At 37.4% G+C, this 25,607-nt stretch carries 27 protein-coding genes and 1 other annotated feature; all 27 genes read left to right on the top strand.

Features of this window, described 5'->3' with window-relative positions:
• Positions 1-71: 71 nt before the first annotated feature.
• The 27 genes from murG (at position 72) to MLD65_RS00775 (ending at position 25,606) form a co-directional block, all read left to right on the top strand.
• Positions 72-1,181 carry an undecaprenyldiphospho-muramoylpentapeptide beta-N-acetylglucosaminyltransferase gene (gene murG, locus MLD65_RS00905; RefSeq protein WP_243289967.1) on the top strand — a complete coding sequence of 370 codons (1,110 nt, stop codon included), beginning with the start codon at positions 72-74 and terminating at the stop codon, positions 1,179-1,181.
• A gap of 19 nt (positions 1,182-1,200) precedes the next feature.
• The gene (murB, locus tag MLD65_RS00900) at positions 1,201-2,106 is read left to right on the top strand and encodes a UDP-N-acetylmuramate dehydrogenase (RefSeq protein WP_243289966.1); all 906 of its coding nucleotides are present in this window, start codon (positions 1,201-1,203) and stop codon (positions 2,104-2,106) included.
• A 166-nt stretch (positions 2,107-2,272) separates the two neighbouring features.
• Entirely contained in the window at positions 2,273-3,073 is an 801-nt protein-coding gene (locus MLD65_RS00895) for a cell division protein FtsQ/DivIB (protein WP_243289965.1), read from the top strand.
• Positions 3,063-3,767: a DUF881 domain-containing protein gene (locus MLD65_RS00890; RefSeq protein WP_243290247.1), complete on the top strand. Its 705-nt coding sequence runs from the start codon at positions 3,063-3,065 to the stop codon at positions 3,765-3,767. Before MLD65_RS00895 ends, MLD65_RS00890 begins: the two co-directional genes overlap by 11 nt.
• An 88-nt stretch (positions 3,768-3,855) precedes the next feature.
• Positions 3,856-4,524: a DUF881 domain-containing protein gene (locus MLD65_RS00885; RefSeq protein WP_243290246.1), complete on the top strand. Its 669-nt coding sequence runs from the start codon at positions 3,856-3,858 to the stop codon at positions 4,522-4,524.
• A 1-nt stretch (position 4,525) separates the two neighbouring features.
• A complete protein-coding gene (locus tag MLD65_RS00880) occupies positions 4,526-4,888 on the top strand; it encodes a small basic family protein (RefSeq protein ID WP_243289964.1) in 363 nt (120 codons plus the stop codon).
• A gap of 156 nt (positions 4,889-5,044) precedes the next feature.
• On the top strand, positions 5,045-6,334 hold the full coding sequence (gene ftsA / locus MLD65_RS00875) for a cell division protein FtsA (RefSeq protein WP_243289963.1): 1,290 nt from the start codon (positions 5,045-5,047) through the stop codon (positions 6,332-6,334).
• Between the two features lie 40 nt (positions 6,335-6,374).
• On the top strand, positions 6,375-7,517 hold the full coding sequence (gene ftsZ / locus MLD65_RS00870; protein WP_243289962.1) for a cell division protein FtsZ: 1,143 nt from the start codon (positions 6,375-6,377) through the stop codon (positions 7,515-7,517).
• A gap of 382 nt (positions 7,518-7,899) precedes the next feature.
• Positions 7,900-8,634, top strand: a complete 735-nt coding sequence (locus MLD65_RS00865) for a hypothetical protein (RefSeq protein WP_243289961.1) — start codon at positions 7,900-7,902, stop codon at positions 8,632-8,634.
• Between the two features lie 374 nt (positions 8,635-9,008).
• Positions 9,009-9,932, top strand: coding sequence for a sigma-E processing peptidase SpoIIGA (gene spoIIGA, locus MLD65_RS00860; protein ID WP_279325918.1), 924 nt, complete (start codon positions 9,009-9,011; stop codon positions 9,930-9,932).
• A 46-nt stretch (positions 9,933-9,978) separates the two neighbouring features.
• The gene (sigE, locus tag MLD65_RS00855) at positions 9,979-10,698 is read left to right on the top strand and encodes an RNA polymerase sporulation sigma factor SigE (RefSeq protein ID WP_243289960.1); all 720 of its coding nucleotides are present in this window, start codon (positions 9,979-9,981) and stop codon (positions 10,696-10,698) included.
• A 186-nt stretch (positions 10,699-10,884) separates the two neighbouring features.
• Entirely contained in the window at positions 10,885-11,664 is a 780-nt protein-coding gene (gene sigG, locus MLD65_RS00850) for an RNA polymerase sporulation sigma factor SigG (RefSeq protein WP_243289959.1), read from the top strand.
• 95 nt (positions 11,665-11,759) lie between these two features.
• A complete protein-coding gene (locus MLD65_RS00845) occupies positions 11,760-12,020 on the top strand; it encodes a YlmC/YmxH family sporulation protein (protein ID WP_243289958.1) in 261 nt (86 codons plus the stop codon).
• 78 nt (positions 12,021-12,098) lie between these two features.
• Positions 12,099-12,926, top strand: coding sequence for a peptidoglycan editing factor PgeF (gene pgeF, locus MLD65_RS00840; RefSeq protein ID WP_243289957.1), 828 nt, complete (start codon positions 12,099-12,101; stop codon positions 12,924-12,926).
• Between the two features lie 3 nt (positions 12,927-12,929).
• The gene (locus MLD65_RS00835) at positions 12,930-13,601 is read left to right on the top strand and encodes a YggS family pyridoxal phosphate-dependent enzyme (RefSeq protein ID WP_243289956.1); all 672 of its coding nucleotides are present in this window, start codon (positions 12,930-12,932) and stop codon (positions 13,599-13,601) included.
• A gap of 72 nt (positions 13,602-13,673) precedes the next feature.
• Positions 13,674-14,138, top strand: a complete 465-nt coding sequence (locus tag MLD65_RS00830) for a cell division protein SepF (protein ID WP_243289955.1) — start codon at positions 13,674-13,676, stop codon at positions 14,136-14,138.
• A gap of 6 nt (positions 14,139-14,144) precedes the next feature.
• A complete protein-coding gene (locus tag MLD65_RS00825) occupies positions 14,145-14,408 on the top strand; it encodes a YggT family protein (protein ID WP_243289954.1) in 264 nt (87 codons plus the stop codon).
• A 103-nt stretch (positions 14,409-14,511) separates the two neighbouring features.
• Entirely contained in the window at positions 14,512-15,288 is a 777-nt protein-coding gene (locus MLD65_RS00820) for a YlmH family RNA-binding protein (protein ID WP_243289953.1), read from the top strand.
• A 91-nt stretch (positions 15,289-15,379) separates the two neighbouring features.
• Positions 15,380-15,889 (top strand): DivIVA domain-containing protein, encoded by a 510-nt coding sequence (locus tag MLD65_RS00815; RefSeq protein WP_243289952.1) that lies wholly within the window; start codon positions 15,380-15,382, stop codon positions 15,887-15,889.
• 93 nt (positions 15,890-15,982) lie between these two features.
• Positions 15,983-16,216, top strand: a binding site (T-box leader).
• 52 nt (positions 16,217-16,268) lie between these two features.
• The gene (ileS, locus tag MLD65_RS00810) at positions 16,269-19,037 is read left to right on the top strand and encodes an isoleucine--tRNA ligase (protein WP_243289951.1); all 2,769 of its coding nucleotides are present in this window, start codon (positions 16,269-16,271) and stop codon (positions 19,035-19,037) included.
• A gap of 245 nt (positions 19,038-19,282) precedes the next feature.
• Positions 19,283-19,573, top strand: coding sequence for a TraR/DksA C4-type zinc finger protein (locus MLD65_RS00805; protein ID WP_243289950.1), 291 nt, complete (start codon positions 19,283-19,285; stop codon positions 19,571-19,573).
• A 117-nt stretch (positions 19,574-19,690) separates the two neighbouring features.
• Positions 19,691-20,152, top strand: a complete 462-nt coding sequence (lspA, locus tag MLD65_RS00800; protein ID WP_243289949.1) for a signal peptidase II — start codon at positions 19,691-19,693, stop codon at positions 20,150-20,152.
• Between the two features lie 6 nt (positions 20,153-20,158).
• Positions 20,159-21,073, top strand: coding sequence for an RluA family pseudouridine synthase (locus MLD65_RS00795; protein WP_243289948.1), 915 nt, complete (start codon positions 20,159-20,161; stop codon positions 21,071-21,073).
• 172 nt (positions 21,074-21,245) lie between these two features.
• Entirely contained in the window at positions 21,246-21,788 is a 543-nt protein-coding gene (pyrR, locus tag MLD65_RS00790) for a bifunctional pyr operon transcriptional regulator/uracil phosphoribosyltransferase PyrR (RefSeq protein WP_243289947.1), read from the top strand.
• 177 nt (positions 21,789-21,965) lie between these two features.
• Entirely contained in the window at positions 21,966-23,276 is a 1,311-nt protein-coding gene (locus MLD65_RS00785; protein WP_243289946.1) for a solute carrier family 23 protein, read from the top strand.
• Positions 23,277-23,432: 156 nt separating this feature from the next.
• The gene (locus tag MLD65_RS00780) at positions 23,433-24,356 is read left to right on the top strand and encodes an aspartate carbamoyltransferase catalytic subunit (RefSeq protein WP_243290244.1); all 924 of its coding nucleotides are present in this window, start codon (positions 23,433-23,435) and stop codon (positions 24,354-24,356) included.
• Positions 24,326-25,606, top strand: coding sequence for a dihydroorotase (locus tag MLD65_RS00775; protein WP_243289945.1), 1,281 nt, complete (start codon positions 24,326-24,328; stop codon positions 25,604-25,606). Before MLD65_RS00780 ends, MLD65_RS00775 begins: the two co-directional genes overlap by 31 nt.
• Position 25,607 lies beyond the last annotated feature (1 nt).

Here is a 25,607-nt window from a genome sequence, read left to right as displayed (position 1 = left end):
CTGTTTACATAAACAGGGTATCTATGTTTCTAAAGTCCTTTTTAGCAAACTTTATTAGTTGGGGGATTAAAATGAAAATTGCGGTTTCAGGAGGCGGAACGGGAGGGCATATTTATCCTGCTCTTGCTTTAATTAAAGAGATTCAAAAACGTCGAAAAGATGTTGAATTTTTATACATAGGAACAGAAAAAGGATTGGAAAGCACGATTGTGAAGCGGGAAGGAATTCCTTTTAAATCAATACACATTACTGGGTTTAAACGTAAGATTTCCGTCGAAAATATGAAAACTGTGATGCGCTTTATGAAAGGTGTATCTATTAGCAAAAAGCTATTAAGAGATTTTGGTGCAGATGTTGTGATTGGAACAGGCGGATACGTATGTGGACCTGTTGTGTATGCTGCCTCAAAGCTTGGCATTCCAACAATCATTCACGAGCAAAATAGTTTGCCAGGATTAACGAATAAATTTTTAGCGAAATATGTTGATAAAGTAGCGATTTGTTTTGAGGATGCAAAAAAATATTTCCCTGAACATAAAGTTATATTAACAGGGAATCCGCGCGCATCAGAAGTTGTTGGAAAAGATCCAGAAAAAGGTCGCGCGTCATTAGCACTTCAAGCTGGGAAGCGTTCTGTTTTACTTTTCGGTGGAAGTAGAGGCGCTCGTCCAATTAATGATGCCGTACTCGGTGCCCTAAAAACATTCTCAAAAAAAGATTATCAAATTATATACGTAACGGGCGAAGTGCATTACGATTCGGTTATGGAAAAAGCGAAAGATGCGAATATCGGCGAAAATGTTATCATTAAGCCATTCATCCATAATATGCCTGAAGTATTAGCAGCTGTCGATTTAGTCGTTTCTCGTGCTGGTGCAACGACATTAGCGGAAATTACAGCGTTAGGTCTTCCAAGTATATTAATTCCGAGTCCCTATGTGACAGCTAATCATCAAGAGATGAATGCGCGAAGTTTAAGTGATTATCATGCCGCTGTTCTTTTGTTAGAAAACGAGCTTACAAGTGAGTCGTTAATCAAACATATTGATCAAATTTTGTTAAATGATCGAGAACTAAAGAGAATGAAAGAATCTTCTAAAAAGCTAGGTATACCGGATGCTTCCAAAAGACTATATAAAGAAATCGAAATGCTTATTTCAAAAAACAAGAACGTTAAATAATGAGAAACGGGGTGTAAACATGAAGGAAATCATACAACAGTTGAAAGATGCCCAAGTAGGAAAAGTACTTGAAAACGAACCGCTCGCCAACCATACGACAATGAAGGTAGGTGGGCCTGCCGACGTTTTTGTCGAACCGAAGAATATAGAAGGGTTAAAGAAAACGATGGACATTGTGAAGGAACATCATGTACCTTGGCGTGTTATCGGAAGAGGCTCCAATTTACTCGTTTTAGACGAAGGATTACGAGGCGTTGTTATAAAGCTTGGAAAAGGTATTGATCACCTTGAAGCTAATGGTGACTATTACACAGTTGGAGGCGGTTATTCCATCATCACTCTTTCAACCATTCTTAGCCGAAAAGGGTTATCTGGATTAGAGTTTGCAAGTGGAATTCCAGGTTCAGTTGGTGGGGCTGTTTATATGAATGCAGGGGCACATGGATCTGATATGTCCAAAATATTAGTTAAAGCACATGTGCTTTTTGCCGATGGTACGATGGAGTGGTTAACAAATGAAGAAATGGAATTTTCATATCGCACCTCCATTTTGCAAAATAAACGTCCAGGAATTGTTGTAGAAGCAATGATTAAGCTTACACATGGTGAACGTGACGCGATCGTCGCTGAAATGAAAAAAAATAAAGAGTATAGGAGGGAGACACAACCTTGGAATTATCCGTGTGCTGGAAGTATTTTTAGAAATCCATTACCGAATTATGCAGGTCAATTGATTGAAAAAGCAGGGTTAAAAGGCTATCAAATTGGCGGTGCGAAAGTTTCTGAAATGCACGGTAATTTTATTGTAAATGCTGGTGATGCGAAGGCGCGTGATGTCCTTGATTTAATCGACTATATTAAGCGTATAATAAAAGAGAAATTCCAAGTTGAAATGGAAACGGAAGTTGAAATAATTGGCTCATAAATGATAAATCTAATCCCTTCTTTCTCTTTTCCTGTGGTATAATGTCTAATAAAGGAAACACGAAAATAAACGGCATTTTGTGCCGTTTATTTTCAGTTATACAAAGGAAGTTGAAATTTAAATGAACACCTAGATGTGTTTAGTCTAGGATGGGGTGAACATAATTTTGGATAAACAAAAAGTCGTTTCGCTAGAAGAGCGCGTTCCAAAACTAAAAGAAAAGAGAAAGCAAAAAACGAATCGACAGCTCACTTTTTTTGTTATTCTTTTTTTCTTATTAATTCTCATCATCATTTATTTGCAAACACCACTGAGCAAAGTTTCGAATATCGTTGTGGAAGGTGCCGTTAACGTCCCAAAAGAAACGGTGATAAAGTTAAGTGGAATTACAACAGAGACAAGCTTTTGGAAAATTGAAGAAGATAAAACAGTAGCAGCTATTAAAGAAAATAAGCAAATTAAAGAGGTAGACATTCAAAAAAGGTTTCCATCAACTGTTATCCTATCGATTGAGGAAAATGAAAGGGTAGCATATGTATTTAAGGATTCGGCTTTTTATCCGATATTAGAAAATGGAGGTTTTTTGGAAAAGCAAAAGCAGTTAACGGTTCCAGATGCACCAATTTTGATCGATTGGAAAAAGCCTGAAATGATTCAGGCGATGTCTGCACAATTAAAAAAACTACCTAGCAGTATTGCAAACGCCATTTCTGAAATTCATCTCACACCGTCAAACACAGACGAAGAACAAATTACGGTTTACATGAGTGATGGAAATGAAGTGATAGCAACGATCTCTACATTTGCCAGTAAGATGAAATCATATCCCCAGATTATTAGTCAAATTGACCCAAATATTAAAGGAACGGTTCATTTTGAAGTAGGCTCATATTTTGAAGCCTACAATAAAGAAGATTTGAAGAGTAATGAAGAGGAGAATTCGGAACATGAAGAAAATGAAGGTTAATTCATTTTTAGTTTTTGTCGTCATGGCGGTTGTTGGCTTTTTAATTTCTTATTCCTATCAATTAACAAAACAACAAGTGAAACCGACAGACGATACCTCTTCTAAAACGTGGGAAAAGGAATACAGTATACGCAGTTTGCTCATTTCTCAAGAAGAAAGGAATAGAGAGCTTCAGCAGCAATTGTATTCCCTTCAGCAAGAAGTGACTGAATATGAGGAAAAATTAAAGGAAGAAACGCAAATTTACTATAACCTTGTCGAGGATGTTGAAAAATTGCGTATGTTTGTTGGAGAGGTTGGGGTTGTAGGGAAAGGGATTGAAGTAAAGTTAGAAGATGCATCTTATATTCCTGAAGGTGAAAACGTAAATAACTATATCGTTCACGAAAGCCATTTATTTAAAGTTATTAACGAATTGAAAATATCTGGCGCTTCCGCTATCGCCATAAATGGACATCGTATTACGAATCACTCTTATATTTATTGTAACGGTCCGGTTGTAACAGTAGATGGCGAGCAGTACCCAGCTCCATTTGTTATTTCTGCAATTGGTGACCCAGATGTGCTGTCACAAGCATTAAATATTGCAGGTGGTGTGTTAGATCAACTAACATATGAAAATGTCGACGTTCAGATTTCCAAAAAACAAGAAATCAAAATGGAGCCATTGTTGCAAAAACAACCGACGAGTTAATCTATGTTAGAATAGGTGATCGATTTTGAAAAACATTTCGTGGAAGGTTAGTCTACCTTTTTCACTCATAACGGCTATATTTGGCTTTATGCTCGCTGTACAATTTCAATCGATTCAAGAACCAGTCGTTCGAGATACAAGGGACATGTGGGAATTAAGAGCCGACTTGAAAGAAGAGCAAGAGCTTCAAGTCGATTTGCTTGAGCAAATTCGTAAATATGAACAAATGTTAGAAAATTACCGGAAACAAAAAGAAGAAAGTAAAGAAACGGCATTGCGAGAAACATTGGATGAATTAAAGAAGGAAGCGGGATTAACAGAGATGACGGGAAACGGCGTTATAATAACAGTTGAGCCACTTTTTCAATTGGATCTCGCAGGCGTCTCATCACACCAAATTTCCCCACAACTTTTAATTCGAACGATCAACGAACTTAATTCATATGGTGCTGAAAGTATTTCGATTAACGGTCATCGTGTCATAAGCTCAACCGTCATTCGGGATATTAATGGAATCACAAAGATTGATGGTTCCAATTTAAATGGATTTCCTATTACGATTCAAATCATTACTGAAGATGCGGAAAAGCTATATAACCGAATTAATGGCTCTTCCTTAAAAGACGATTATGCGATTGACAACTTAAGCTTATCGATTTCAGAACCCGAAGGTAACATCGTTGTCCCTGCTTACAAGGAAACGATCCGCATTAAAAATATGGAACCATTTAATATTGAAAAGGAAGGGAATTCATAATATGTGGCTTCCGGTCATTGGTTTACTACTAGGGATTACGCTAGGTTTTTTTAGTGATGTGAAAATACCTGCTGAATATTCGAATTATTTATCGATTGCCATTTTAGCTGCACTCGATACTGTTATAGGGGGGATTAGAGCCCATTTACAAAAAATATATGATGATCTTATTTTTGTGACGGGATTCTTTTTTAACATTATGCTAGCAGCAAGTTTAGCTTTTCTAGGTGTACATCTTGGTGTAGACTTGTACTTAGTAGCTCTTTTTGCTTTTGGAGTAAGGCTTTTTCAAAATATTGCTGTCATTCGTCGTCTTCTCATATCAAATTGGAAAGCGATGAAAGAAATTCCAAAAAAAAATTGAAATTTTAAAAGGGAATAGCGATCATTTGTTGAATTTACTCATATAACAAATTGATACATACTAAAACTCATTGTTACAATTATTTAATACTAGTTTCATTGTAATGTTCTTCTTGAAATAATAGAATAGACTTGACAGGTAAGGAGGTGCCATAGAATGAACAGCAATGAAATATTCGTAAGTCTTGACATCGGTACATCCAATGTGAAAGTGATTATTGGCGAAATGACAGACGAATCACTTAACATTATTGGCGTCGGTAATGTTAAATCACAAGGGTTAAAAAAAGGTTCTATAGTTGATATAGATGAAACCGTTCATTCTATTAAAAAAGCAATTGAACAGGCTGAAAGGATGATTGGAATCCCAATTAAACGCGTTATCGTTGGGATTGCTGGGAATCATGTTCAACTGCAACCATGTCATGGAGTTGTTGCGGTTTCAAGTGATAACAAAGAAATTAAAAATGAAGATGTGAAGCGAGTGATTGAAGCCGCACAAGTGTTATCCATTCCCCCTGAAAGAGAAATTATTGATTGTATTCCACTGCAATTTATTGTAGATGGCCTAGATGGAATTAATGATCCGAGAGGTATGCTAGGTGTCCGACTGGAAATGGAAGGGATATTAATAACAGGATCTAAAACAATCTTACATAATTTATTACGTTGCGTTGAACGTGCAGGATTAGAGATATCTGACATTGCCCTCCAACCTCTAGCGGCAGGTACAGTTGCTCTTTCGAAAGACGAGAAAAATCTTGGCGTTGCTTTAGTAGATATCGGCGGAGGATCAACGACAATTGCTTATTTTGAACAAGGCATGTTAAAGTGTACAAGCATTTTACCAGTAGGCGGGGAGCATATTACAAAAGACATTTCCATCGGACTAAGAACAGCAACTGAGGATGCGGAAAAAGTGAAGTTAAAATATGGTTATGCCTATTATGATCATGCTTCTGAAGACGAAGTTTTTGAAGTTTCGATTATTGGTAGTGATAAAACGCAACAGTTTAGCCAGCTACATTTAGCTGATATTATTGAAGCAAGGCTTGAAGAGATTTTCGAGCTTATACAGCATCAACTTAAAAAAATGGGGGTTCAAGAGCTTCCGGGTGGATTCGTTTTGACGGGCGGTTCTGTCAATATTCCAGGAATTTTGGAACTTGCTCAAACGGTACTAGCGAATAATGTCCGTATTGCAAGCCCAGATTATATCGGAGTGAGAGATCCTCAATATATGACTGGGGTTGGACTTATTCAGTTTGCGTATCGAAATGCCAAAATTCAAGGTAGACGAATTGGCTCTAACGTTCAAGTGGAAAGGGCTGAACAAGCCGCAACAACCGAGCCCGTTCAAGTTCAACGGAACGCACAAAAACCAAAGCAGAAAAATGAAGAAAAGGTAAGTCGCGTGAAAAAGTTTTTTGGATATTTCTTTGAATAACTTGTAAGCATAGAAGCATTGATGGATTAGGAGGATTCACATGTTGGAGTTTGATACGAATGTTGACGGATTTGCTACGATAAAAGTAATCGGTGTCGGCGGTGGTGGAAATAATGCTGTCAACCGCATGATTGAACATGGTGTGCAAGGAGTAGAGTTTATTGCTGTAAATACGGATGCACAAGCATTAAATCTTTCAAAAGCTGAAACGAAAATGCAAATCGGTGCTAAATTAACGAGAGGTTTAGGAGCAGGTGCTAACCCTGAAGTTGGTAAAAAGGCAGCTGAAGAAAGTAAAGAGCAAATTGAAGAAGCGTTAAAAGGTGCTGACATGGTTTTCGTTACCGCTGGTATGGGAGGCGGTACTGGAACTGGAGCAGCTCCGGTCATCGCACAAATTGCAAAAGATTTAGGAGCGCTTACAGTTGGCGTTGTCACACGTCCATTTACGTTTGAAGGACGCAAACGTGCGATGCAAGCTGCAGGCGGAATTTCTGCAATGAAAGAATCTGTTGATACGTTAATTGTCATTCCAAATGACAGACTTTTAGAGATTGTTGATAAAAATACTCCGATGCTTGAAGCGTTTAGAGAAGCAGATAATGTACTACGTCAAGGTGTACAAGGTATTTCTGACTTAATAGCAGTGCCGGGGCTAATTAACCTAGATTTTGCTGACGTTAAAACGATTATGTCAAATAAGGGATCTGCCTTAATGGGAATTGGGGTTGCAACAGGTGAAAACCGTGCTGCAGAAGCTGCGAAAAAAGCGATTTCCAGTCCATTACTTGAAACATCGATTGACGGTGCCCAAGGTGTGCTTATGAATATTACAGGTGGTACGAATTTAAGTCTTTATGAAGTACAAGAAGCTGCCGATATTGTTGCGTCTGCATCAGATCAAGATGTAAATATGATTTTTGGATCTGTTATTAATGAAAACTTAAAGGATGAGATTGTTGTTACAGTTATTGCGACAGGTTTTACAGAAGCAGAAGTGAATCCTATTAAGCAGCAAGCTCGCCCTTTTGCAAATAACAATGTGCAAAAACAACAAGCAGCTGCACCTAAACGTGAACCGAAACGTGAAGAGATTCAGCAAGATATGACGAATCGAGCGGTTCAACAGGCAGAAGATACGTTAGATATTCCAACGTTTTTACGTAATCGTAGAAAACGATAAAGATAACCTTCATTTAGACAAGGATTGACACCGAATAAACAAAAAGCATGGGAGAGCCCATGCTTTTTTCTTTGTTGCACCAGGAAACGAATTGTGGGCAAGTTTGTTCATAGTTAGCTTGTTCCGTCTAGCTCCAGGCGTTAGCGGCTTATAAACTTACCATTTTATCCGTCCGATAAGACAACATCGACTGATACGTCGCCCGAGTTTCCTTTATCTCCTTCTGAAATGGTACAGTTTGTACAATCGCCACTTTAGCGGTTGCCCTTTGCTTGTGTTCTCGATAGGGAAAGGAAAATGTCATTTGGATAAGTATATAAGAGATATAATGTATAAATGACGAACCATTCTAATAAGGAAACCCTTACGAGAGGAGATGTGAATGGAAAATCATTTATTCCTCACCGATGCATGGAATAGTGGGATCAAGGTAGGTATATTCGCTGTGTTTTCTATGCTTTTCTTCCGTTTAAATGATCGAAAAGCACAAAAAATAATGAAAGAGGAAGAAATTTTTTATAAGAAACTTTTATTAACAAGTTTTATGCTTCTCTATATTTCCTTTAGTATTCAACCGACTATAGCTTATGAATGGATCATGACAAATCATATGTTAAAGATGAGTTTGTTCCTATTTATTTTTCCAGTGTTTTGCTTGTTTTTTTCTTTATCTCAAAAAACAGAACAGCGTTTAACTTATCGTTTATATTTGCTTATCTTTACCTTTGCATTTCTTTTTACGATGTATCACGTACCGATTATGTTAGAATACATTTTACAATTTCCATATTTACATGATAGCTTCCTCTTTACCCTCTTTGTTCTATCACTCTTTATATGGCAGTCTATTTATCGATGTAAGTCTTCACCTTTTCATCTTTTAATAATTAGTGGGTGGCTACTCTTCCCTGCATGCTTATGGTTAATGCTTTCTCCTATCATCAATGAAAATGGACATTTATCGTCCATTCACTTATCAAGCCTTTTATGTATACCTGTTGAAAACAACAACTTAACAGGAATGTCCAATCCTTATGATCAAGTTATAGCAGGCTTTGCGATGTTGTTTTTGCATAAAATTAGCATTCGTTTTGGTTATCGGCTATTCCAATTATAGAAATGTAATGAAAAAGCTCTTCCGAACGAAGAGCTTTTATTCATTCGATGAGCAGAATTTATATCATGTATGGAAAAGATTGTACGGCTAATGGAGTGTTCGTTGTCCAGCGAAAGCCACCTATTCCCTCGAGTCAAAAGCGTGACGCCGTAAAGGAAAAAAGCGTCTTAATTGGACGAAGAACATTTTTACTTGAGAATGAGCAAGGGTGCTTACGTTTTTCTTATAACTCGACGATTTGCCTGTTTTTCTGCCAAAATTACTAGAAATCATTCGTCAGTAAATGACAGACTTTCTTTCTTTTGTCATTTATACTTAGGTCAAACAAAGATGTGCGTCCCAAAAAATGAAAAAGCCAAGGAAGGAAGAGGGGCTTGTCCATTTATTTAGATGTGATATGGTTGTTAAATTTTTGTTTTGACTTATTTTTACTTCTTCTAACCGCCTTAATTTTAAAAAGGAGAATGAAGTGGTTGTTCGTATTAATTTCAGCATGTATTGGTTCATCTATGGTGCTTTTCTTATTTACTCCATTTGCTGAAAGTGCTAGTCATCCTCTTACAAAATTTTTCGTTTCATGCATGATGGTCATTGTTGCATTTGGGTTTAAACGGTTTCGCTTTTTTATACAAAGCTTATTAGCCTTTTATTTTGTCTCCTTCGTTATTGGAGGTGGGATGCTTGGCACGTATTACTTTTTTGAGGTAAGTTTTGTTTTTCAAGACTCAGTTATTTTAACGAATGCCAATGGTTTTGGTGATCCAATTAGTTGGCTCTTTGTATTGATTGGTTTTCCACTTACATGGTTTTATTCTCGTCATCAGTTTGATCAAGTTGAAATGACAAAAATTCATTATGACCAAATTGTCGAAGTATCAATTGAAATTTCAGGAAAATCTATTATTTTAAAAGGTTTGATCGATAGTGGAAATCAACTATATGACCCGATTACTAAGCTTCCAGTCATGATTGTTGAAAGTGAAAAAATGGTTCAGATTATTCCGCAAGAAATAATCGATCTCGTTTCAGATCAAGATCCACTTGAGAAAATGCATGAAACAGATCATTGCTGGATGAATCGATTACGTATCATTCCATATCGTGGAGTTGGACAGGATCATCAATTTCTTTTCGCTATTAAGCCAGATGAAGTTATCATTCAGCATAGAGAAGGAAGTATTAACGTGAAAAAAGTACTAATTGGATTAAATAATCGAACATTATCGTCTGATGGGAATTATGCGTGCATTGTCCACCCAAAAATGATTCAATCAGGTCGTACCGAAAACGTATCATAAGCTTTAAAAAGTCGCTATTTTAGTTAGTATACAAGGGGGAGAACCTATGAAGAAATTACGTCTTTATATTACTTATTACTGGTATAAAATATTATTTAAACTCGGGATTAAAACAGATGAAATTTATTATATTGGAGGGAGCGAAGCTCTGCCCCCACCGCTCTCAAAAGATGAGGAGGAAGTTTTATTAAAGAAACTCCCGAGTGGGGATCAAACGGCTCGTTCCATATTAATTGAGCGAAATTTACGTTTAGTCGTATATATCGCTCGGAAATTTGAAAATACGGGAATTAACATAGAAGATTTAATAAGCATCGGAACGATTGGCTTAATTAAAGCTGTCAACACATTTAATCCAGAGAAAAAAATTAAACTCGCGACATACGCATCCCGTTGTATTGAAAATGAAATATTAATGTACTTAAGAAGGAATAATAAAATTCGCTCTGAAGTATCTTTTGATGAACCGTTAAATATCGACTGGGATGGAAACGAACTTCTTTTGTCGGACGTTTTAGGAACGGAAGAGGACATTATTACAAAAGATTTAGAGGCGAATGTTGACAGAAAGCTATTAATGAAAGCATTACAACAGTTAAATGACCGTGAAAAACAAATAATGGAGCTTCGATTCGGACTTACTGGTGGCGAAGAAAAAACACAAAAAGATGTCGCTGATATGCTTGGAATTTCTCAATCGTATATTTCCCGGCTGGAGAAACGAATTATTAAACGACTTCAAAAAGAATTTAATAAAATGGTATAGACTTTATTCCTTTTATGATAAAAAATGGTCGTGTGAAATCAAAAAATTTTTGCGTAATTTATCCTATATTTTACAATAGTTCAACGGTTTTTAATCATATATTGCCCTTAAGGCTTGTGCATATTTTTCCCTCCAAAGGAGATACTTAACGTAGTACAGCAAGAACTCCTGTTGGGAGGGAACAAAGTGACAAGGAATAAGGTCGAAATATGCGGAGTAGATACTTCTAAATTACCCGTATTGAAAAATGAAGAAATGCGAGAATTATTTAGAAAAATGCAGAGCGGGGATATATCAGCCCGTGAAAAGCTTGTAAATGGAAATTTACGACTTGTATTAAGTGTGATTCAGCGTTTTAACAACAGAGGCGAATTTGTCGATGACCTTTTTCAAGTAGGCTGTATTGGACTCATGAAATCAATCGATAATTTTGACTTAAGTCAAAATGTCAAATTCTCAACTTATGCCGTGCCGATGATCATCGGTGAAATTAGAAGATATTTACGAGATAATAATCCAATACGTGTTTCGCGTTCTCTTCGTGACATCGCGTATAAAGCATTACAAGTACGTGAGAAGCTTATGTCACAAACATCAAGAGAACCGAGTGCAGAAGAAATTGCAAAAGTTTTAGATGTTTCCCATGAAGAAATTGTCTTTGCTTTAGACGCCATCCAAGATCCGGTTTCGTTATTTGAACCGATATACAACGATGGCGGAGACCCGATTTACGTTATGGATCAATTAAGTGATGAACGAAATCGTGATACGAATTGGATTGAAGAACTGGCATTAAGAGAAGGAATGCGACGTTTAAATGATCGAGAAAAATTAATTTTGCGAAAACGTTTCTTTCAAGGGAAAACGCAAATTGAAGTAGCTGAAGAAATCGGCATTTCCCAAGCACAAGTTTCCCGGTTAGAAAAAGCAGCGATTAAACAAATGAACAAAAATATACAGCAATAATTTAGAGGGGTCAGGCGTTTTTCGTCTGATCCCTTAATCATGAATAAGTAGTCGATGTCATATGTTTAAATAGGAGGAGAATGGAGGGAAGAGATATGATGCATATTTCTGAATTTCAAGTAAAAGATGTGATAAACGTTTCGGATGGAAAGCGATTAGGGAATATAGATGATATCGATATAAATGTTACGAATGGAAAAATTCAAGCAATCATTATTGGCAACCAAGGGAAAATGCTCGGCTTTTTTGGAAAAGGGGATGAAATGATGATTCCTTGGCGTAATATTGTGAAAATTGGTGAAGACGTTATATTAGTTCGATTACCGCAACAAATAGAGGCGATTGAAAACTCTTAAAAATAAAAACGGTACTTTTGTTCATAGCGACATGTGGTAAAATAAAGAAAGGATAAATGTCGAAAAGGAAGGTAATGTATGGAAAAAGACCCTTTTCATCTTCAAAATGAATCCATTTTGACACTTAAAGAGTGGAACGCTATGAATGAAAACCTTGTCACGGGCTTTACAACGAAACGAGGAGGTTTTTCAACAAATTTTTTTGAATCGTTAAATGTCGGACTTCATGTACTTGATGATAAACAAGTAGTCGTTAAAAATCGAGATAAAATAGCAAGACAGATCGATATTCCTTTATCACATTGGGTGTTTGCGGATCAAGTTCACAAAGAACATATTCAGAAAGTATCGAAACGGGACCGGAGTGCAGGAACAACGAGCTATGAAACAACAATTTCTAAAAGCGACGGCTTGTATACAAATGAGATGAACACCGTTTTAGCTCTTTGTTTTGCTGATTGCGTCCCATTATATTTTTATGCACCTACCCACCATATGATCGGTTTAGCACATGCTGGATGGAAGGGGACAGTCAAAAATATTGCAGGAAATATGTTAACATTATGGACGGAAAAAGAGCGTATTGACCCGAAAGATATATATGTTTCCATCGGTCCTTCCATCGGCTCTTGCTGTTATCAAGTTGATGACCGTGTGATAGACGGAGTAAAGAAATGTTTACAAAAGGACGCAAATAAGACGTATACTGAAGTTGGAAGAGGACAATATCGCATAAATTTAAAGCTAGTCAACAAACTAATTTGCTTGCAATTTGGAGTGAGTGAACAGAATATTTCTGTTTCTGAATATTGTACGAGCTGTTGCGATCGACTATTTTTTTCCCACCGACGTGACCAAGGGAAAACTGGAAGAATGATGAGTTTTATTGGGCTGAAGGAGGTTTGAATCTTGACTGTAAAGGAAAATTTAGCAGCCATTCAAGCGAATATTGAAGATGCTTGTAGAAAAACGAATCGTACGAAAGATAAGGTTCAAATCATTGCTGTTACGAAGTATGTATCAATAGACCGAGCAGAAGAAGCTGTAAAGGCTGGTGTTTGTCATTTAGGTGAAAATCGAGATGATGGATTTTCACAAAAATATGAGCGAATCGGTGATAAGGCGACATGGCATTTTATCGGCACTCTTCAATCACGAAAAGTAAAAAACATTATTGATAACATCGATTATATTCATTCACTTGATCGATTATCTCTAGCAAAAGAAATACAAAAGCGAGCAAAGAAGAAAATTAACTGTTTTGTACAAGTGAACACATCAGAAGAAGAATCAAAGCATGGTTTACATATGAATGAATGTACGGATTTTATTAAAAGTCTCAAACCGTATACAAATATTGAAATAATGGGCTTAATGACAATGGCACCATATACAAAAGATGAACAAATCATTCGTGCGTGTTTTCGCTCACTAAAAAATCTACAAGAGGAAGTGCAAGCGTTACAATTACCTTTTGCACCTTGTACTGAACTATCAATGGGAATGTCGAACGATTATCATATTGCGGTTGAGGAAGGAGCAACATTTGTTCGTATCGGGTCTTCGTTAGTGGGGGAATAAATGAAACTTCATTCAGTGGAGTGTTACTAATTTTAAAGAGGCGAATAAAGCGGAATCGGAGGTATGGAATCGATGAGTATTAAAAATAAGTTCAGAAGCTTCTTTGCATTAGATGATGAAGAATATGAATATGTAGAAGAAGATCAGCATTACGAAGAAGAAAAAAATGAAAGTTCTATTAATAGAAGAGGCTTTGCGCAAGAAGTCCCACAACAACAAAGTCATAAGCAAAATGTTGTTAGTTTGCAAAGTGTACAAAAATCCTCTAAAGTGATATTATGCGAACCAAGGGCCTATTCAGAAGCACAAGAAATTGCAGATCATTTAAAAAGTCGCAGGTCTGTTGTTGTGAATCTTCAGCGAATTAATCGTGACCAAGCGAAGCGAATCGTTGACTTTTTAAGTGGTACGGTTTATGCTATTGGCGGAGATATTCAACGTGTTGGTGTCGATATCTTTTTATGTACACCCGAAAATGTAGATGTATCTGGTTCGATTTCTGATTTTTTACCAGAGGAAGAAAATAAAAGGTGGTAACGTATAATGGGATTAGTGATTGGTGTTTTAAGTCGATTATTAGAGATCTATTCTTATGCCATTATTATATACATACTCATGAGCTGGTTTCCGAACGCTCGTGAATCGGCAATAGGTCAATTTTTAGCAAGAATTTGCGAACCGTTTTTAGAACCGTTTCGCCGTTTCATTCCACCGCTAGGAATGATTGATATTTCGCCAATTGTTGCCTTACTTGTGTTAAGATTGGCCAATTATGGACTCGTTTCGTTATATATGATGATTTTTTAAAGGGGCTTTTCTGCCTCTTTTTTTCTTATTCTATTATTGAGAGGATCTTTAAAATATTGAAATAGAACTTATAGTTAAAAGGAAAAAGTATGGAGTTGTCAATATGGAAGGAATTTTTCAACATTTTCGCGAAAATGAACGTCATTTTATCGAAATGGTATTAGAGTGGAAAAACGTTGTTGAAGGGCAATATAGACCTAAATTAACCGATTTTTTAGATCCAAGAGAACAATGGATTGTCCAAAGTGTCATCGGTCATCATCATGACGTGAAAGTAGCTTTTTTCGGTGGAAGTGAACATGTTGAGCGAAAAAGAGCGCTTTTATACCCTGATTATTTCGCATTAGGGAGAGATGACTTCCAATTAAGTGTGTATGAAATCGATTATCCGAAAAAATTTGTCAAATTAGAACATCGACAAGTATTAGGTTCGTTAATGTCACTTGGGGTAAAGAGAACGAAATTTGGTGATATACTAATAGAAGGTGACCGAATCCAAGTGATTGTGGCGAAAGAAATCGAATCATTCGTAGAAATGAATTTTCAAGAAGTAGGAAGAACGAACGTTTCGCTTAGAAAGGTTAATGGAGATGAAGTGATTGAAACGTATGATCGATTTGAAGAACGAATGACGACAACTTCTTCATTAAGACTTGATACGGTTTGTTCATCGATTTACAATTTATCTCGTCAAAAGACGAAGCCATTTATTCACAATGGTGATGTGAAAGTGAATTGGAAAATAGTGGAGGATGCGTCTTTTGAAGTAGGGGAAGGAGATTTAATTTCTGTACGCGGATTCGGACGCTGTAAAATTCAATCTATTGAAGGACGGACTAAAAAAGATAAAATAAAAATGATTGTTGGTGTTCAAAAATAATTTAAGGAATTAGAAGGAAATTTGTTCATTCTGTCGAAATATGCTATATAATTGAAAAAGAATGAAGTCAATACATACGGAGGTGGCATTCGTGCCTTTAACGCCATTAGATATTCATAATAAGGAATTTACGAAAGGATTCCGCGGTTATGATGAAGATGAAGTAAATGAGTTTCTTGACCAAGTGATCAAAGATTATGAAATGATCATTCGTGAAAAAAAAGAACTTGAATCAAAAGTTCAAGAGCTAACAGAGAAATTAGGTCATTTTAACAATATAGAGGAAACGCTTAATAAATCGATATTAGTTGCGCAAGAAGCAGCAGAGGATGTAAAAAGAAGTGCGCAAAAAGAAGCGAAACTCATCATTAAGGAAGCGGAAAAAAATGCCGATCGCATTATTAATGAATCACTTGCCAAGTCGCGTAAAATCGCGATGGATATCGAGGAAATGAAAAAACAGTCCAAAGTGTTTCGTACAAGATTCCAAATGCTCATTGAAGCACAGCTTGACTTATTAAAAAATGATGATTGGGATCATCTAATGGAGTACAATGTAGAGCCGATTATAGACGAGGAGTATGAAGAATCTAAGTCTTAATATTAAACTCCAAAAAGAATGAAGTTTTTCTTTATGCGCTTGACTTTTCGACTTTTTTTCGCATATAATACAAAAAACAGAAAACACTATAATGTTAAAACAATGAGAGGGACAGTAGTTCCTTCTATACCTTTTCTTAAAGCGAGCTTAGGTTGGTGGGAGCTAAGCAAAAGGTGAAGGAATGAACATCACCCTTGAGTTCTTAGCTGAATAGACAAAGTAAGCTAAGACGGGACGATACCCGTTACAATGGAATGAAGAGGATATACATACTACTACTGTATATCTAAAAGGGTGGTACCGCGAGCTAACCTTCTCGTCCCTTAGGGATGAGAAGGTTTTTTATTTTGCTATTTTTAACTGATGTGGAGGAATGGAAATGGATTATAAAGATACGCTACTCATGCCGAAAACAGAGTTTCCAATGCGAGGAAATCTTCCGAAGCGTGAGCCAGACATTCAAGCAAAATGGGAAGATGTGAACATTTATGAAAAAGTACAAGAACGTACGAAAGGTCGCCCTTTATTTATTTTGCATGACGGACCGCCTTATGCAAACGGTGATATTCATATGGGCCATGCCTTAAATAAAATTTTAAAAGACTTCATCGTTCGTTATAAATCGATGAATGGCTATCATGCACCGTACGTTCCGGGATGGGATACACACGGTCTACCAATTGAAACAGCGTTAACGAAAAACAAAAAAGTAAATCGGAAAGAAATGAGTGTTGCTGATTTCCGTAAGCTTTGTGAAGAATATGCATGGGAACAAATTGATCGTCAACGTGAACAATTTAAACGTCTCGGAGTTCGTGGAGACTGGGAAAATCCATATGTTACGTTAAAGCCAGAATATGAAGCACAACAAATTAAAGTGTTTGGGGAAATGGCGAAAAAAGGATATATTTATAAAGGGTTAAAACCTGTTTACTGGTCTCCTTCTAGTGAATCAGCGTTAGCTGAAGCAGAAATTGAATATTACGATAAACGTTCACCATCTATTTATGTTGCCTTTGAAGTGAAGGATGGAAAAGGTGTATTAGAACATGATGAAAAACTAGTTATTTGGACGACGACTCCTTGGACAATTCCTGCAAACTTAGGAATAGCCGTTCATGCTGATCTTGATTATAACGTCGTAAAAGTCAATGGTGAAAAGTTTGTTGTCGCAAAAGACTTGCTTGAAACGGTTGCAAACGAAATCGGCTGGGAAAATGTCGAAGTCGTTAAAACAGTAAAAGGTCGTGAGTTAGAGCATATTGTAGCCAAACACCCAATTTATGACCGTGATTCTCTCGTTATGCTAGGTGAGCATGTCACAACAGATGCTGGTACAGGATGTGTTCATACAGCTCCTGGACACGGTGAAGATGACTTCATGATCGGACAAAAATACGGTTTAGACGTTTTATGTCCCGTTGATGAAAAAGGATATATGACGAAAGATGCGCCTGGGTTTGAAGGGCTATTCTATGACGAAGCGAATAAACCAATTACGCAAAAATTAGAGGAAAATGGTGCGTTATTAAAGCTATCGTTTATTACACACTCTTATCCGCATGATTGGCGCACGAAAAAACCGACGATTTTCCGGGCAACGGCGCAATGGTTTGCTTCGATAAAAGACTTCCGTGAAGAGCTTTTAAAAGCTATAGAAGAAACAAAATGGGTACCAGCATGGGGAGAAACGCGTTTATTTAATATGGTAAGAGACCGTGGTGATTGGTGTATTTCTCGTCAACGTGCATGGGGTGTGCCAATTCCAGTATTTTACGGGGAAAATGGAGAGCCGATTATTACAGATGAAACGATCGAACATGTTTCAAAATTATTCCGTGAACATGGCTCGAATATTTGGTTTGAAAAAGAAGCCAAAGACTTGCTTCCGGAAGGCTTTACACACCCTTCAAGTCCGAATGGACAGTTTACGAAAGAAACAGATATTATGGACGTTTGGTTCGATTCAGGTTCATCACATCAAGCCGTATTAGAAGAACGTGAAGACTTACAACGTCCAGCTGACCTTTATCTTGAAGGATCTGACCAATACCGAGGCTGGTTTAACTCTTCATTATCAACAGCTGTTGCTGTTACAGGGAAAGCTCCATATAAAGGGGTTTTATCGCACGGTTTTGCACTGGACGGTGAAGGACGTAAAATGAGTAAATCATTAGGGAATGTCGTTGTACCAGCTAAAGTTATGAATCAGCTTGGTGCTGACATTTTACGCCTTTGGGTTGCATCAGTCGATTATCAAGCAGACGTTCGTGTATCTGATGCGATTTTAAAACAAGTAGCAGAAGTGTATCGTAAAATTCGAAACACCTATCGTTTCTTATTAGGAAATTTATTTGATTTTAACCCAAATACAGATGCCGTTTCTTTTGATCAATTACGTGAAGTTGATCAATATATGTTAGTGAAATTAAACAAGCTTATTGAAAAAGTGAAAAAATCTTATGATGAGTATGAATTTGCTGCAATTTATCACGCTGTTCATAATTTCTGTACAATTGAACTAAGTTCATTTTATTTAGATTTTGCTAAAGACGTATTATATATTGAAGCAACAAATCATCATGAACGCCGTGCGATTCAAACTGTATTATATGAGTCGCTTCTTGCATTAGTGAAATTAATGGCACCAATTTTACCTCACACGACAGAGGAAGTATGGAGTCATATTACGTCTGTTCAAGAAGAAAGTGTACAATTAGTCGACATGCCAGAAGTTGTACAAATTGATGAGGCAGATGCATTAGTGAAGAAATGGGATGCCTTTATGGCACTTCGTGATGATGTACTAAAAGCGTTAGAAGTTGCACGTAATGAAAAAGTGATTGGTAAATCGTTAACAGCAAGCATCACTTTATTTGTAAATCAAGAGGCAAAAGCATTACTTGATTCTGTTGAGGAAAGCTTAAAGCAGTTATTTATTGTCTCCGAATTTAAACTAGGTGGATCAATAGAAGATGCGCCAGCAAATGCTCAAAGCTTCGAAATCGTCAAAATTGTTGTCGAACCAGCAAAAGGAGAAACATGTGAACGCTGTTGGGTCGTAACACCTGAAGTTGGGTCTGTAAAGGAACATGAAACGTTATGCCCGCGCTGTGCACAAATTATCAGTGAACAATATAGTTGTTAATGTAAGAGGATAAATCATTATAAATGAAGAAACCCACAGAAATATGGATGATTTCTGTGGGTTTTACTTATAGGATCAGAATTTATAAAGGTTTCTGCACTTTCCTAATGAAAAGATTTGACGTTTATGTTGTCAATTTTTTTCTGCATTGGTATACAAGGAAAAAGTTGATACGCGTTAAGATGAGGTGAAACGTCTACACTATCATTACAAACAAATTTCTGAACAACAAGGAGTTGTTCTGAATGCTAAACAACCTTATGAAAATTGAACACGAACTACAGTTAATGAAAAAAGAGTTACAAACTTGTTTAATGGAACAACATAACCTTCCCCTATCGATTCGAGCGATGATGAATGATGAATTAATGGATGTAGAAAGGGCATTATGGAAATTGCAAAATGGCCAATTTGGTATTTGTGAAAAAACATCACAACTCATCCCTTTTGACAAATTACACTTATTACCGACAGCTAGAACAGTTGACGACTTCTCACTACAAAGGTTTTTCGAAAAACGGGAAGTTTATTCTTAAAAGGAAAGGAGCGTTCCTTTCTTTTTTCCTTTTTGTCATTTGAGAATTTCTTTACAGTCTAATGAAAACTATGCTACTATTCAAAAGTAAACTTGAAATTAGCAGGATGTGAAGATTGTGATTTACTATATTATTGCTTTATTTGTCATTATTCTAGATCAAGTAACGAAATGGCTTGTTGTACAAAACATGCAGTTAGGTGAAAGTATAAAAGTGATTGAAGGATTTTTGTATATTACGTCACACCGAAACCGTGGAGCAGCATGGGGCATTTTGGAAGGTCAAATGGCATTTTTTTATATCATTACTGCCATTGTCATAATTGGGATCATATTTTACATGAACAAATATGCGAAAAAAGAGCCGTTAATGGGGGTTGCACTTAGCTTTATGCTTGGTGGTGCCATCGGTAATTTTATTGATCGACTTTTTCGTAAAGAAGTCGTTGACTTTATTAATACGTTTATCTTTACATACGACTTTCCGATTTTTAATATAGCTGACAGTGCTTTAACGATTGGTGTCATCTTACTTTTTATTTATATGTTGTTTTTTGAAGGAAAGGAAAAAAAGGAGTAAACATACATGGAGCTAGTAAAAATTCTCGTTGAGGAATCATTCGCTAATGAACGAATTGATAAAATGTTATCCACTTATCATAAAGATTGGTCACGAACACAAGTTCAACAATGGATAAAAGACGGGTTAGTGCTCGTCAATGATCAAAAAGTAAAAGGGAATTATAAATGTCAATTACATGATTCGATTACGGTTTCGATCCCTGCACCTGAAAGCCTAGATGTAGAACCAGAAGAAATGGATTTAGATATTTTTTATGAAGATGAAGATGTATTAGTCGTCAATAAGCCGCGAGGAATGGTTGTTCATCCTGCACCAGGGCATTCTTCAGGGACGCTTGTGAATGGACTCATGGCACATTGTAAAGATTTATCAGGCATTAACGGTGTTTTACGTCCTGGGATTGTTCATCGTATTGATAAAGATACATCGGGGCTGTTAATGGTGGCAAAAAATGATCGGGCTCATGAGTCGCTCGTCAATCAACTTGTCCAAAAAACGGTGACGAGAAAATATCGTGCCATTGTTCACGGTGTAATCCCTCATGATGTCGGAACGATTGATGCACCGATTGGACGTGATCCGAAAGATCGTCAAAGTATGACCGTTACAGAAGTGAATAGTAAAGAAGCAGTTACTCATTTCAACGTTATTCAACGTTTTAAGGAATATACATTTATTGAATGTCAATTAGAAACAGGGAGAACGCACCAAATTCGTGTACACATGAAATATATAGGATACCCGTTAGCAGGAGATCCAAAATATGGTCCGAAAAAAACGTTGCCAATTGAGGGACAAGCCCTTCATGCTGGAATACTGGGCTTTACTCACCCTAAAACAGGTGAGTACATGGAATTTGAAGCCCCTTTACCGACAGAATTCGAACATTTGCTTCAAGTTTTAAAGAATAATTATTGACAGACTTAATCTCATATGAAATAATACCATTAGAAAGTGAACCTTTAATACAGTCCCGTGAGGCTGAGAAGGAGTTCAAATACGATTGATAAATCCTACAATTCGTATGTCCTCTCAAGCCTAAAGTTTGAGAGGATTTTTTGTGCTCACGGAATGAATCGAGGTGAAGAAGATGCAACAAACGACAGTACTAGATGATCAAGCGATTCGTCGATCATTGACGAGAATTTCACATGAAATTATTGAGCGAAACAAAGGTATTGAAGATTGCATTTTAGTCGGAATTAAAACACGCGGTATTTACTTAGCCAAGCGTTTAGCAGAAAGAATTGGAAAATTTGAAGGAAATGAAATTCCGGTAGGCGAGCTAGACATTACGCTCTATCGTGACGATTTAACGAAAAAAACCGTTGATAACGAACCGCTCGTAAAAGGAACAGACATTCCGATTAGCATTAACAATAAGAAGATTATTCTTGTTGATGATGTTCTTTACACAGGTAGAACCGTTCGAGCAGCGATGGATGCGATCATGGATCACGGAAGACCGGCACAAATTCAGCTTGCCGTTCTAGTTGACCGCGGACACCGTGAATTGCCAATACGCGCAGACTATGTCGGCAAAAATATTCCGACATCGAGCTCCGAAAAAATTGTTGTTGAATTAGTAGAAGTAGACGAAACTGATCGAGTAACGATTCATAAAAAGGAATAACAAGACCCTTTTAATGACAGTCCCGTGAGGCTGCAAAGGGGGAGAATGGACAAATTGAAATGGAATGACTTCCGTTTCCGATTTGTACCACTGTGCCCTCTTTGCACCTTTAGCAAAGAGGGTTTTCTTTTAGACAAATACGAGATCGGACTAAATGAGAAAAGAGGAGGAACGAACATGAAACATTCAACAGACATCATCTTAGATATACAGGAAAAACCACAAGCCTCTACTTGGTTCGCGTTAAGCTTTCAACATTTGTTTGCGATGTTTGGGGCGACCATTTTAGTTCCATTTTTAGTTGGTATTGACCCTGCAGTTGCTTTGATTTCAAGTGGTCTAGGAACTCTAGCGTTTCTAATCATTACAAAGGGCCAAGTTCCTGCCTATTTAGGCTCATCATTTGCCTTTATCGCACCACTCATTGCAGCGAAAGAAGCGGCAGGTCCTGGAGGAGCAATGGTTGGATGCTTTTTAGCAGGGCTTGTATATGGAATTATCGCGATTGTCATTAAGTCAGCAGGGTATAAATGGGTCATGAAGTTTCTCCCACCTGTTGTGATCGGACCGGTCATCATCGTCATCGGTTTAAGCTTAGCGAATGTAGCCGTGTCCATGGCCATGAATAATCCTGATGGTGAATATAGTACGCTACATTTCTCTGTCGCTCTTGTCACATTGCTCATTACGATTGTAAGCTCTGTGTTCTTTAAAGGGTTCTTCAATTTAATACCGGTTCTTTTTGGAATCGCAGGAGGTTACGTATACTCCGTAGTCATTGGGATTGTAGACTTTACGAAAATAGTAGAAGCTAAATGGATTCAAGCTCCACAATTCATTATTCCATTTAAAGATTACACACCAACAGTTTCTGCCGAAATCATCTTCTTAATGGTGCCTGTTGCGATTGTAACGCTCTCTGAACATATTGGTCACCAAATGTTATTAAGTCAAGTTGTAAGACGGGATCTCATTCAAAAGCCTGGGCTATCAAGATCAATCTTAGGTGATGGAGTAGCAACGATGATTGGGGCACTAATCGGTGGACCGCCAAATACGACTTACGGTGAAAATATTGGTGTTCTTGCGATTACGAGAGTCTTTAGTGTCTACATCATTGCTGGAGCAGCTGTTTTCGCGATTGCCTTCGGGTTTATCGGAAAAGTTTCCGCGCTCATTTCATCCATCCCAACACCTGTAATGGGAGGCGTTTCGATCCTCTTGTTTGGGATTATCGCATCAAGCGGCTTACGAATGATGATTGATGATAAAGTGGATTTAGGAGAAAAGCGTAACTTAATTATCGCGTCCGTCATTTTAGTCATCGGAGTTGGTGGTGCAGTCATCCATATAGGTGAACGATTTGAACTCCATGGTATGGCACTTGCGGCAATTATCGGTGTCGTGTTAAATCTTGTATTACCGAAAGGGAAAGAAAAGGGAGAAAATGACGAAACAACGAAAAAGAAAGATTTAGTCGCATCATAAACACCTTTTAATCGAAGTCCAGTGAGGCTTCAAAGGGTGTAATCTTGATATGGCATTCATCAAGAATTACACCCTAACCAATTTGTGCTGGTTAGGGTTGTTTATTGAAATGGGGAAACATAAGAAAAAAGAGGTTTCGTGAAGGGAGAAAAGATGATGAATCATTTATTAACGATGACAGACCTTTCAATTGAAGAGATTGAGCAAATTATTCAAGATGCTGCTAATTATAAGCAAAATGAGGGCTGGAAAGCTCAAGAAAAACTTTTCGTTGCAAACTTATTTTTTGAACCGAGCACACGTACAAGATTTAGTTTTGAAGTTGCCGAGAAGAAGCTTGACCTTGAAGTGTTGAATTTTGAAGCAAGTACTTCAAGTGTGCAAAAAGGTGAGACGTTGTACGATACTGTCCGAACACTTCAAGCAATAGGTGCGGATGCCGTTGTTGTTCGCCATGAAGAGAATCGCTATTTTGATCAGCTAACGAATCTTGGTATACCTATTATAAATGCAGGTGATGGCTGTGGACATCATCCAACACAAAGCTTGCTTGATTTAATGACCATTTATGAAGAGTTTGGGAAGTTTAAAGGTTTAACAGTTTCGATTATCGGGGACATTCGTCATAGCCGTGTGGCGAGATCAAATGCCGAAGTGATGTCAAGGCTCGGAGTAAATGTCCTATTTAGCGGCCCACCGGAGTGGAAAGATGATCAAAATCCATTCGGAACGTATGTAGATATTGATGAGGCAGTTCGTACATCAGATGTGATCATGTTGCTCAGAATTCAACATGAAAGGCATGAAACAAAATCAGAAACATCCGAATACTTACAAAAATTCGGCTTAACGAAAGAGCGAGAAAAGCAAATGCAACGACATGCAATTATTATGCACCCAGCTCCAGTAAATAGAGGAGTAGAAATTGACTCTGACTTAGTGGAATGTCCTCGCTCAAGAATATTTAAACAAATGGAAAACGGTGTCTTTGTACGTATGGCTGTATTAAAACGAGCACTTTTTCAATTCGATCAAGGGGGAATGTCATTATGTCCATCATCTTACAAAATGCCCGTATAATAACCGAAACAGGAGAATTTCAAACAGTTGATATAAAAATAAAGAACGGCAAAATTGAAAAAATAGCTTCGAGAATTGAAGAAGAAGGTTCAAATATCATAAATTGCAAAGAGAAATTAGTTTCCGCTGGCTTCATTGATTTACACGTTCACTTGCGTGAACCAGGTGGTGAAAAGAAGGAAACGATTGTAACAGGTACACTTGCCGCGGCAAAAGGCGGGTTTACGACCGTTGCTGCGATGCCAAACACAAGACCTGTCCCTGATACGGTCGAACATATGGATGATTTAATGGAAAGAATTAACGAAACGGCACATGTCCGGGTGTTACCGTATGCTTCCATTACGGTAAGACAAACCGGAAAAGAATTGACAGATTTTCAAAGTTTAAAACAAGCTGGTGCATTTGCCTTTACGGACGATGGAGTTGGGGTTCAATCAGCTAAAATGATGTTTGAAGCGATGAAAAAAGCAGCCGAAAACGGTTATTCCATTGTAGCGCATTGTGAAGATAACTCTTTAATATATGGCGGCTCAGTGCACGACGGGGTTTATGCTAAACAAAATAATTTACCGGGTATTCCATCTGTTTGTGAAAGTGTTCATATTGCAAGAGATGTGTTATTAGCGGAAGCAACTGGATGTCATTATCACGTATGCCACATTAGTACGAAAGAGTCCGTTCGCGTCGTTCGCGATGCAAAAAAGGCGGGAATAAATGTGACATGTGAAGTAACCCCACATCACTTATTACTTTGTGATGAAGATATAGAAGGTGTGAATCCGAACTTCAAAATGAATCCTCCACTCCGCAGTAAAGAAGACAGAGAGGCATTAATTGAAGGATTATTAGATGGAACGATCGATTTTATTGCGACAGATCATGCACCACATACGGAGGAAGAAAAAAGTGAAGGAATGAAGCAAGCGCCATTTGGAATTGTCGGCTTAGAAACAGCCTTCCCACTCCTATATACACATTTCGTAAAACGAAACGTTTTTACATTGAAACAATTAATGGATTGGCTGACGGTAAAACCAGCTGAAAGATTTGGATTAAATCTAGGTCAATTACAAGAAGGGGCATTAGCTGATTTAACAGTCATTGACTTAGATCATGAAGCTGACATCAATCCAAATGAGTTTGTCTCAAAAGGTAAAAATACACCGTTTGCTGGATGGACGTGTAACGGATGGCCGATTTTAACGATGGTAAATGGTGAAATTGTTTGGGAAAAGGACGTGAAATAAA

Source organism: Bacillus sp. FJAT-47783 (genome assembly GCF_022808615.1).
Taxonomy (GTDB): Bacteria; Bacillota; Bacilli; order Bacillales; family Aeribacillaceae; genus Bacillus_BZ.
Note: the sequence above shows the minus strand (reverse complement) of the source record. Positions and strands in the feature narration are given on the sequence as shown.